We start from the raw sequence: 9,203 nt of genomic DNA, 5'->3' as shown, positions 1-9,203 counted from the left end.
GCTGGGCGCGACCTATGTGGCGGAGAACGGCGAGCGTCAGGTGCCGGTCATGATTCATCGCGCCATACTCGGTTCGCTGGAGCGTTTTATCGGCATGCTGATCGAACACCACGCCGGTAATCTGCCGTTGTGGCTGGCGCCCATACAGATTGTGGTGCTGAACATCACCGACGCGCAAGCCGCTTATGCCCGGCAGGTTCAGCAAAGCCTGCGGGATCAAGGGCTCAGGGCCGATGTTGACTTGAGAAATGAAAAGATAGGCTATAAGATTCGCGAGCACACGCTGCAGCGGACTCCTTATTTGCTGATTGTAGGCGACCGAGAGGTCGAAAGTGCCGAAGTATCGGTGCGCGCGCGTTCCGGTGAGGATATGGGCGCCATGAAAATTGAGGTTCTGGGGCGCAAGCTCATTGATGAGGTCGCGCGTCGCGGCCGCGTTGCTTATGGAGGTTAAAGCATTAGCGCTGGTAAAGACTTACGTCTGAATCAAGAGATCGATAACCCGCAAATTCGGCTTATCGATATGCACGGAACCAATTTCGGCGTGGTTCCGCTGGAAGAAGCGCAGAGGATGGCGGAAGAAGCCGAGCTTGACCTGGTGGAAATCGTACCCAACGCCGATCCGCCCGTGTGCCGGGTGATGAATTTCGGCAAGTTCAAGTTCGAGCAGAGCAAGAAGGCGCAGCAATCCCGCAAGAAGCAGAAGCAGATTCAGGTCAAGGAAGTCAAATTTCGGCCGGGGACTGAGCAGGGCGATTATGAGGTCAAGATCCGGAACCTTACCCGTTTTCTGAACGACGGCGACAAGGCCAAGATCACGATCCGTTTTCGAGGCCGCGAAATGATGCATCAGGAGCGTGGCGCGCATTTGTTAGAGCGCATCGAGGCTGATCTGGAGGGGCTGGGCGTCGTTGAGCAGCGGCCCAAGCTCGAAGGCCGCCAAATGGTAATGGTGCTGTCGCCCAAGAAGTAACGCCACTGGCGCATTATGATGAATTTTTACCGCGCGATCCTCGTCGATCGCAATTTAGGAGTAGAGAATAATGCCCAAGCTCAAATCCAACCGGGGCGCGTCGAAGCGCTTCCGTCGCACGGGCTCCGGCGGGTTCAAGCATGCGCAATCGCATTTGAATCACATCCTGACCAAGAAAAGCACTAAGCGCAAACGCCACCTGCGGCATTGCAAACAGGTGGACGCGAGCGACACGGCGGCGATACGGCAGATGCTGCCGTACGCTTGAATGTCAGGAACAGAGTTATTTTTTTAAGGATTTAACGTATGGCCAGAGTCAAACGCGGTGTCACCGCCCACGCCCGGCACAAGAAGATTCGCGCCGAGGCCAAGGGCTATTACGGCACCAGCAGAAACGTCATCCGCGTTGCCAAGCAGGCAGTCACGCGCGCCGGGCAATACGCCTATCGCGATCGCCGGCAGCGTAAACGTGTGTTTCGGGCGTTGTGGATCGTGCGCATCAACGCGGCGGCGCGGCAGTTTGGGCTGTCATATAGCCGCCTGATCGACGGGCTGAACAAGGCATCGATTGAGATCGACCGCAAGGTGCTGGCCGATCTTGCAGTGCGCGATCTGACGGCTTTTGGACAACTTGCGGAAAAGGCCAAAACCAGCCTGCAAGCGTAGCCGACCGGCGTCGCGCCGGTCTTCAATGCCGATGCAGTCGAAGGGAAAGGTTCAACGCCTTTCCCTTTTTGGTTTGTAACCTGCACAAAAGATGCTACGCGAAGCAGAGAGAATCACTGTTCCGACGACACCTTCGGCGACTTGCCGAGATCGTGCGGATACCGGACATGCAGGAGCTTGACATCCTCGTAACGCAAGCCCTGCGCGATATTGAGCGTTGCGATGAGGAGCAGGCGCTGGACGCGCGGCGCGTGCAGTATCTGGGCAAGAAAGGACTTCTCACCGAGCGCCTTAAATCACTCGGCAGTCTGCCCGCCGAACAACGGCCTGCCGCGGGCCAAGCGATCAACGCGGCCAAACAGCAAGTTCAGACGGCGATCGCGGCGCGCAAGGAAGTTCTACAAGCAAGCCGGCTCGATGCGCGGCTGAGAAGCGAGGCGCTTGATGTCACCTTGCCGGGCAGGGGGCAGCAGCCGGGCGGACTGCATCCCGTCACCCTGATTCTGGAGCGCATCGAAGCCCTGTTCGCGCAGATTGGTTTTGTCGTGGCGGAGGGTCCGGAGATCGAGGACGATTACCACAACTTCGAGGCACTGAACATACCAGCCCACCATCCGGCGCGCGCCATGCACGACACGTTTTATTTCGACGATGGCAGCCTGTTGCGCACGCATACCTCGCCGGTGCAGATTCGCGTCATGCAGTCCACGCCGCCGCCGCTGCGCATCATCGCGCCGGGGCGGGTGTACCGGCGCGACTCGGATTTGACGCACAGCCCCATGTTTCATCAGGTCGAAGGGTTGCTGGTGGACGAAAATGTGGCTTTCTCGGATCTCAAAGGTGTGTTGAACCAGTTCCTTCAGACATTCTTTGAGCAAGACGATTTAAGCACGCGGTTCCGGCCATCATATTTCCCTTTTACCGAGCCGTCTGCGGAAGTCGACATCCAGTGTGTAATCTGCCGAGGGCGCGGCTGTCGCGTGTGCGGTCAATCCGGATGGCTGGAGGTGATGGGCTGCGGCATGGTGCATCCGCACGTGTTTAAGCATGTCGGCATCGACCCGGAGCGCTTTACCGGTTACGCGTTCGGGCTTGGCATCGAGCGCATGGCCATGCTTCGCTATCGTGTCAACGACTTGCGGCTGTTTTTTGAAAACGACCTGCGTTTTCTGCGGCAGTTCGCCTGACGCCGTAGCTTGGCGGCGGCGCGATTGCGCGGCTTAATCCCAACATTATCACTCATGAGAATCAATGAAGGGTGGTTACGGGCGTGGGTGAACCCGCCCATCTCTACCGAAGCGCTGGCGGAGCGCTTGACCATGGCCGGGCTCGAGCTAGCCTGCATGTGGCCGGCGGCGCCAGCTTTTCAAGGCGTAGTTGTTGCGCGCGTAACCGATGTTTGGCCGCACCCACACACGGAGTCGCTCAAGCTATGTCGTGTCGACGATGGCGGCGCTAACACCTTGACAGTCGTCTGCGGCGCGCCCGATGTGGAAGCGGGATGGCTCGCGGCGTTCGCTCGCGTGGGCGCCGAACTGCCGGAGGGCAGGCGAGTTGAGGCGCTTGAGGTGCAGGGCGTGGAATCGCGCGGCATGTTGTGTTCGGCGTGCGATCTGGGACTCGCCGAGACTTCCGAGAGCCTGCTGCGTCTGGACGGTGACGCGCAAATCGGACAATCGATCCGGGATCATCTCGGTCTCGACGACAAGGTGATGGAGATCGAGCTGACCCCGAACCGCGCCGATTGTCTCTGTATCGCCGGCATGGCGCGCGAAGTCGCCGCGCTGACTGGCACGGTGATCCGGGGCATGGACGTGCAGCCGGTCCCGGCCATTCACGAGCATCATTTCCCGGTGAGCATCGAAGCACCCGCGGATTGCCCGCGCTACGCAGGGCGCGTGATTCGATCCATCGCGACAGGCCGGCAGGCGCCGCTATGGATGCGGGAACGGTTACGGCGATGCGGGCTGCGCAGCATCGATCCAGTCGTCGATGTTACGAATTACGTGATGCTGGAGCTGGGCCAGCCCATGCACGCGTTCGATCTTGGCCGTTTGACGGGCGGCATTCGCGTGCGACAAGCCAACGATGGCGAGAAGCTCACCCTGCTGGGCGACCAGGAGATCAAGGTCGCGGCGGGCACCTTGCTTATCGCGGATCACGCGCGGCCGCTGGCGCTGGCCGGCATCATGGGTGGCCAGGACAGCGCCGTGGGGGTGCACACGCGCGATATTTTTCTGGAGAGCGCTCATTTCAGTCCGGGCGCGATTGCCGGTCGGGCGCGAATCTATGGACTTGCGACCGAATCCTCACATCGCTTCGAGCGCGGTGTCGATCCCGAGTTGCAGGTGAAGGCGCTGGAACGCGCCACCGGCCTGTTGCTGGGCATCACGGGCGGCGATGCGGGGCCGGTGCAGGATGTCGTCAGCGCCGAACATCTGCCGTCACGCGGCCGCACTAGCTTAAGACCAACGCAGGTTGCACGGGTGCTGGGCGTATCCATACCTACGCCCCGCATAAGCGAAATTTTGCGGTCTCTGGGATGCGCGTTGGGGACCGACCGCGAGTCATTGTGGGTTGTACCGCCGTCGTGCCGCTTCGATCTACGCATTGAAGCCGACCTGATCGAAGAGGTCGGCCGCGTCTATGGTTACGATCACATCCCGGCCACCATCGCGGGCCACGAGCCAATAATGCGTATCAATAGCGGCCAGGACCTCCGGCGTCTGCGCACCTTGCTGGTCGATCGCGGCTATCAGGAGGCGATCACGTACAGTTTCGTGGACGCGGAAACAAATAAGCTGTTCAATCCCGGACGCGCGCCCCTGCGCGTCACGAACCCCATTTCCGCGGACCTCTCGGTAATGCGCACCAGCCTGTGGCCGGGGCTCGTGAAAGCGGCCCAGTACAATTTCAATCGACAGCAATCGCGGGTGAAGCTGTTCGAATTCGGCCAGCAGTTTGTGGATACCGAACACGGCTTGCAGCAGACGCCGATGCTGGCCGGACTGGTAAGCGGCGACATGCTTCCCGAACAGTGGGGCGCTACCGCCCGGGCAGTCGACTTTTTCGACGTGAAGGCTGACGTGGAAGCTTTACTGGGGTTGGCCGGGCTGTCCGGCGGGGTTCATTTCGAGCCGGACGCCGCCGCGGCGCTACACCCCGGGCAGGCGGCGCGGATCGTGCTCAATGACAAGGTGATCGGGCGCCTGGGCGCGGTGCAGCCGGCGCTGGAGCGACGGCTGGATTTGCCGCGGCGCGTATTCCTCTGGGAGCTTGAAACGGCGCTGCTTCGCCGTAACGGCGTCGCACCCGTCCAGGAGATATCCAGATTTCCGGCAATCCGCAGGGACATCGCGATCATCGTCGACGAAGCGGTCACTGCGACGCAAGTGACGCAGTGTGTCATCAAGACAGCTGACGATTTATTGCGAGATGTTTATGTATTTGACGTATATAGGGGCTATGGCGTAGCTGCGGGGCGAAAGAGTCTCGCTTTAGGCTTGATTTTACAGGGATTAACGCGCACTCTAACCGATAAAGACGTTGATGCTGCCGTATCGCACATCGTCACTGGCTTGGCGCAAAGGCTTGGGGCAACGTTAAGGGTGTAGTATGGCGCTGACTAAGGCCGATATGGCTGAAAAGCTATTCGAGGAGCTGGGGCTTAACAAGCGCGAGGCCAAGGAGCTGGTCGAGATTTTTTTCGAGGAGCTCCGCAACGCACTGGAGCGGGACGAGGCGGTCAAACTATCCGGCTTCGGCAATTTTGCGTTACGCGATAAAAATCAGCGTCCGGGGAGGAATCCCAAGACGGGAGAGGAAATTCCGATTACCGCGCGCCGCGTGGTAACTTTCCGGCCGGGTCAGAAACTTAAAGCCAAGGTCGAAGCTTATGCTGGAAGCGACTGAATATAAGCAGCTTTCTGCAATACCAACCAAACGATATTTCACTATTGGCGAAGTGAGCGAGCTGTGTAGCGTCAAGCCGCACGTGCTGCGCTACTGGGAGCAGGAATTTCCTTCGCTCAAACCCGTCAAACGGCGCGGCAATCGCCGCTATTACCAACGCCACGACGTAATGCTGATACGGCAGATTCGCAGCCTGTTGTACGAGCAGGGCTATACGATCGGCGGCGCGCGACAGAAGCTCACTGGTGTCGCCGCCAAGGAAGACAGCGCGCAGAGTCAGCAAATCGTCTACCAGACCCGGCTGGAACTCGAAGAGCTGCTCGAATATCTTAGCCACTGAGCCGCACATTTGCGGGTTGCAATATCATCGCCGTAGTCTATCCTTGAGCCCTTCATCGGGGCGTAGCGCAGCCTGGTAGCGCACCGCAATGGGGTTGCGGTGGTCGGAGGTTCAAATCCTCTCGCCCCGACCAATATCAAGCTCTAAAACAATAACTTAAAGAGTGTTGACCTCATCTTCCAGTTCGCCCAATCAATCTGGGGGTGCGTAGGGGGGTGCAAAGTGCATTCGGCCTCTATATCCAAAACAGGAATTTCGCCGCATAAGCGATCCCCCAGTTGCGCCGTGGTAACAGACGCTGAATATGCCGTGTTCAAACAGCGGACAGGCAAACACAAAGTGGGCACTTAATTGCGTTACAAGCGATGCCATCAATCATGCTAACTCGTTATAGGAGGTCTACATGGACAACGATAAGGTTATTTCCACACTGAATGAACTAATTGAAACCTGCAAAGACGGTGAGCAAGGGTTTTCAACCAGCGCTGAAGACGTCTCTGATCCTGAGTTAAAAACAGTATTTAAGGAAAGGGCGCGCACCTGCGCGAATGGTGCCCGCGAGTTACAAGAGCAGGTAAGGCGCTTGGGCGGAGATCCTGAAACGAGCGGCAGCACATTAGGCGCACTGCACCGCGGCTGGGAGAATGTTAAAGCCAAAATTACCGGCAAAGACGATAAGGCGATACTGGAAGAGGTCGAACGCGGCGAAGCCGTAGCGGTCAAATCCTACCGTAAAGCGCTGGACTCGGATTTACCGACGGACGTACGTGATATCGTAGAGCGCCAATTGCAAGGTGTCGAGCAGAACTACAACCTGGTTCGCAAGCTTCATGAACAGCATACACCGCAGCGTTCAACGAGATAAGCCTATCCAATTCTACAATCAAGAGGAATAGATGATGAAAAGCCAACTTGTATTAGTGACTGCCACTGCTATCGCTTTCGCGTTTGGCGCCCTTAGTACCGCATCCGCCGGTGCGGACGCGCACATGAGTAAAATGAAAAGGATGCAACAAATGGAAAAACATCAGAAAAAAATGGGGACAGAGAAAAGTCATATGGGAGCAGTAATGGGCAAAAAAGGAATGCCCAAGTCGGGGATGGGCACAAAAGGTGGCGCAGCCGTGAAGGAAACAGCAACTACCCCAGCGACCAAGAAAGACGTGGGTGGCGAAAAGGGCACCGATAAGTGAAACAGGCCATCGACAGCAAAGACAATTCCATGGAAACAGCAGTCCGCGCTGGCAAAGGTATGCTGATGACTTGGTGAGCAGAAACAAAAGGCCCCGTCAATATGGCGGGACCTTTTGTTACAGCATTTCGCGTGAACTCACCAGGCGCTTGGCAGATTGACCCCTGATGAGGTCTACTTCCAATTCGGGCTGAGGAAAGCAGCCTGATACTCCAACTACCGATGGTTATCACCTATCTTTCCCGTCCTGTCCAACAAGGCCAGACCACCTCTCTTCTATGCGCTTGAGCCAGCGGCGACGGCGAAAGTCTTGGGCGGGGGTGATGCTGGAGGGAGGGGGAGGGCATTCCTGCCGCTTTCTGTGGATTGTCGTGGCCTAGGCGCGACGCCAACCACGTGCCCGGCAGGCGGCGCATGTCGGTAGATCAACGGTGCAGGCGTCAGCTATCTACCGGCTCAACAATTTCCTGCCCTTCGTTGCGTGGATTATTGACCCGCCGGCTGATCGGATAGTCTTCTAAGTTTTCAGATGGACAAGGCGCGAGCAGTTGCCCAACCTCTTCAGCTTTGCCCGTCATCCACCAATCAAAATCTGGGGGATCGAGAATCACCGGCATGCGGCTGTGCAGCTCGGCCATCATTTCGTTGGCTTCGGTGGTGACGATGGTGCAGGATTCGACGGTCTCGTCCGCGCCTTTCCAGGTCTCCCATAGACCCGCAAATGCCAGCGGCGAACCATCGCGCTTGTGGATGAAATGCGGTTGCTTAGGCTCAACATCGCGCTTCCACTCGTAGAAGCCGCTGACCGGGATCAGGCAACGTCTAACTTTGTACGCGGCACGGAATGCCGGCTTAGTCGCCACGGTCTCAGCCCTGGCGTTGATCGTCTTATACGCAATCTTCTTGTCTTTCGCCCAGGACGGAATCAGGCCCCAGTGCATGCCGCTCATAATGCGCTCGGCGTCGATGCTGCGCACCACGGGAACCGTCGTACTAGGCGCGACGTTGTAACGGTCTGTGAGTCGGAACTGGTGCGATGAGATATTGAAGTAGCGCTCGATCGCGGCTTGGTCACGGGTGACATAGCGTCCGCACATAGGATTATCTCAGCTTATGCGCGCCACCAGAGTCCTGGTGCACGATTCTGGCCTCTAGCGAGAAGTCGACGATGCGCCCATCGGGCAGGCGTTTGCGGCCCAGCTTCGATACAACGATACCGCCTTTTTCTGCGAGCACGGCCATGCTCTGCTGGACGAGTTCCTGAATACGCTTAAGCCAGCGGCGCTGGCGCAGTTCGCGGTTGGCTGTCAGTTTGGTGGCCATATCAATGTCAACGCTTACCGACATAGCGACTCGCAGGATACGCCATCGCCATCGCCATCGCCGTTCAGACCGCTAGAGCCGCACAGGCGCACGTACCGCACCACGGCGTCGCACGTGGCCAACTCGCTGCGCGTTGGTCTAGCAGCACATGTGATCGACGTGTTAGCCGTGATCGATCGTTCGCCTCTACGCCAGTCCCACGGCGGTATCGGATGTGCATCGGCCCATAGTCCAGCTTTGGCGAGTTTGGCGCTAATCTCAGCCGCCGAATAAGCTTCACGATCGGCAGGACTCTGATCGGACTGGTAATACTTGTAGTGCCAGCCAAGACCAGCCCGAACCTGCGCTAAGTTCGCATCCTGCCCGATGAGCAAGACCTTGCCTAGTGATCGGCCATAGCGATCCTGCTCATCATATTGGACGGTGACGCGCTTGCCGAATACTCGATTGGCTAAGTTCTGACGAGACACGGTACCGAACGGCTGTTCCCTCTCCGGCGCATCGATGCCGGTGAGACAATCTTGTGCTGGTTAAAACTGGTATCAAGTACGGTTAGCGTGTCGTCATCGCTAATCTTGATGACACGGCCGGTGAGGGTGTCGGCGGTGGCTGACGATGCCCACACCAACGCCAGCAGGAAAGGAACTGTTGTGCGCATTACCGCATCGTCTTGCGGCTTCTGGCGTATAAGTCTGGTTACCTTTCAATGCAAGTATAGCCTGCTACACGTAAGCCGCCGCATACGCGACTCGATCTTTGGCGCTGTCTTGCGGATAATCGTATTGTCTACCGCCTCA

Annotated in this window: 12 protein-coding genes, 1 tRNA gene and 1 pseudogene; 11 read left to right on the top strand and 3 right to left on the bottom strand. The window is 58.0% G+C overall.

Annotated elements, in window-relative coordinates; all coding sequences use genetic code 11:
- The 11 genes from H0V34_00870 to H0V34_00820 form a co-directional block, all read left to right on the top strand.
- Positions 1-454: threonine--tRNA ligase (locus H0V34_00870; protein MBA2490301.1), on the top strand; the 454-nt coding region annotated here is incomplete at its 5' end.
- Between the two features lie 3 nt (positions 455-457).
- Positions 458-973 carry a translation initiation factor IF-3 gene (gene infC / locus H0V34_00865; GenBank protein MBA2490300.1) on the top strand — a complete coding sequence of 172 codons (516 nt, stop codon included), beginning with the start codon at positions 458-460 and terminating at the stop codon, positions 971-973.
- Between the two features lie 70 nt (positions 974-1,043).
- The gene (rpmI, locus tag H0V34_00860; GenBank protein ID MBA2490299.1) at positions 1,044-1,241 is read left to right on the top strand and encodes a 50S ribosomal protein L35; all 198 of its coding nucleotides are present in this window, start codon (positions 1,044-1,046) and stop codon (positions 1,239-1,241) included.
- A 38-nt stretch (positions 1,242-1,279) separates the two neighbouring features.
- Positions 1,280-1,639, top strand: a complete 360-nt coding sequence (gene rplT / locus H0V34_00855; protein ID MBA2490298.1) for a 50S ribosomal protein L20 — start codon at positions 1,280-1,282, stop codon at positions 1,637-1,639.
- Positions 1,640-1,806: 167 nt separating this feature from the next.
- Positions 1,807-2,826, top strand: a complete 1,020-nt coding sequence (gene pheS, locus H0V34_00850) for a phenylalanine--tRNA ligase subunit alpha (protein MBA2490297.1) — start codon at positions 1,807-1,809, stop codon at positions 2,824-2,826.
- 54 nt (positions 2,827-2,880) lie between these two features.
- Positions 2,881-5,253: a phenylalanine--tRNA ligase subunit beta gene (gene pheT / locus H0V34_00845; GenBank protein ID MBA2490296.1), complete on the top strand. Its 2,373-nt coding sequence runs from the start codon at positions 2,881-2,883 to the stop codon at positions 5,251-5,253.
- A gap of 1 nt (position 5,254) precedes the next feature.
- Positions 5,255-5,551, top strand: coding sequence for an integration host factor subunit alpha (gene ihfA / locus H0V34_00840; protein ID MBA2490295.1), 297 nt, complete (start codon positions 5,255-5,257; stop codon positions 5,549-5,551).
- Positions 5,535-5,891 (top strand): MerR family transcriptional regulator, encoded by a 357-nt coding sequence (locus H0V34_00835; GenBank protein ID MBA2490294.1) that lies wholly within the window; start codon positions 5,535-5,537, stop codon positions 5,889-5,891. Before ihfA ends, H0V34_00835 begins: the two co-directional genes overlap by 17 nt.
- A gap of 56 nt (positions 5,892-5,947) precedes the next feature.
- Positions 5,948-6,024, top strand: a tRNA-Pro gene (locus H0V34_00830).
- A gap of 270 nt (positions 6,025-6,294) precedes the next feature.
- A complete protein-coding gene (locus H0V34_00825; GenBank protein ID MBA2490293.1) occupies positions 6,295-6,756 on the top strand; it encodes a PA2169 family four-helix-bundle protein in 462 nt (153 codons plus the stop codon).
- A 34-nt stretch (positions 6,757-6,790) separates the two neighbouring features.
- A complete protein-coding gene (locus H0V34_00820) occupies positions 6,791-7,084 on the top strand; it encodes a hypothetical protein (protein ID MBA2490292.1) in 294 nt (97 codons plus the stop codon).
- 439 nt (positions 7,085-7,523) lie between these two features.
- Here the strand turns inward: H0V34_00820 and H0V34_00815 are convergent, their stop codons facing one another.
- From H0V34_00815 to H0V34_00805, 3 genes and pseudogenes are all read right to left on the bottom strand, one after another.
- Positions 7,524-8,180, bottom strand: a complete 657-nt coding sequence (locus tag H0V34_00815; protein ID MBA2490291.1) for an SOS response-associated peptidase — start codon at positions 8,178-8,180, stop codon at positions 7,524-7,526.
- Positions 8,181-8,184: 4 nt separating this feature from the next.
- Entirely contained in the window at positions 8,185-8,406 is a 222-nt protein-coding gene (locus tag H0V34_00810; GenBank protein ID MBA2490290.1) for a hypothetical protein, read from the bottom strand.
- Positions 8,407-8,420: 14 nt separating this feature from the next.
- Positions 8,421-9,064 (bottom strand): annotated as a pseudogene (locus H0V34_00805) (thermonuclease family protein).
- Positions 9,065-9,203 lie beyond the last annotated feature (139 nt).

The organism is Gammaproteobacteria bacterium, assembly GCA_013696315.1.
Classification (GTDB): Bacteria; Pseudomonadota; Gammaproteobacteria; order JACCYU01; family JACCYU01; genus JACCYU01.
The sequence above is the reverse complement of the archived record's forward strand: the minus strand, read 5'-3'. Positions and strand labels throughout refer to the sequence as shown.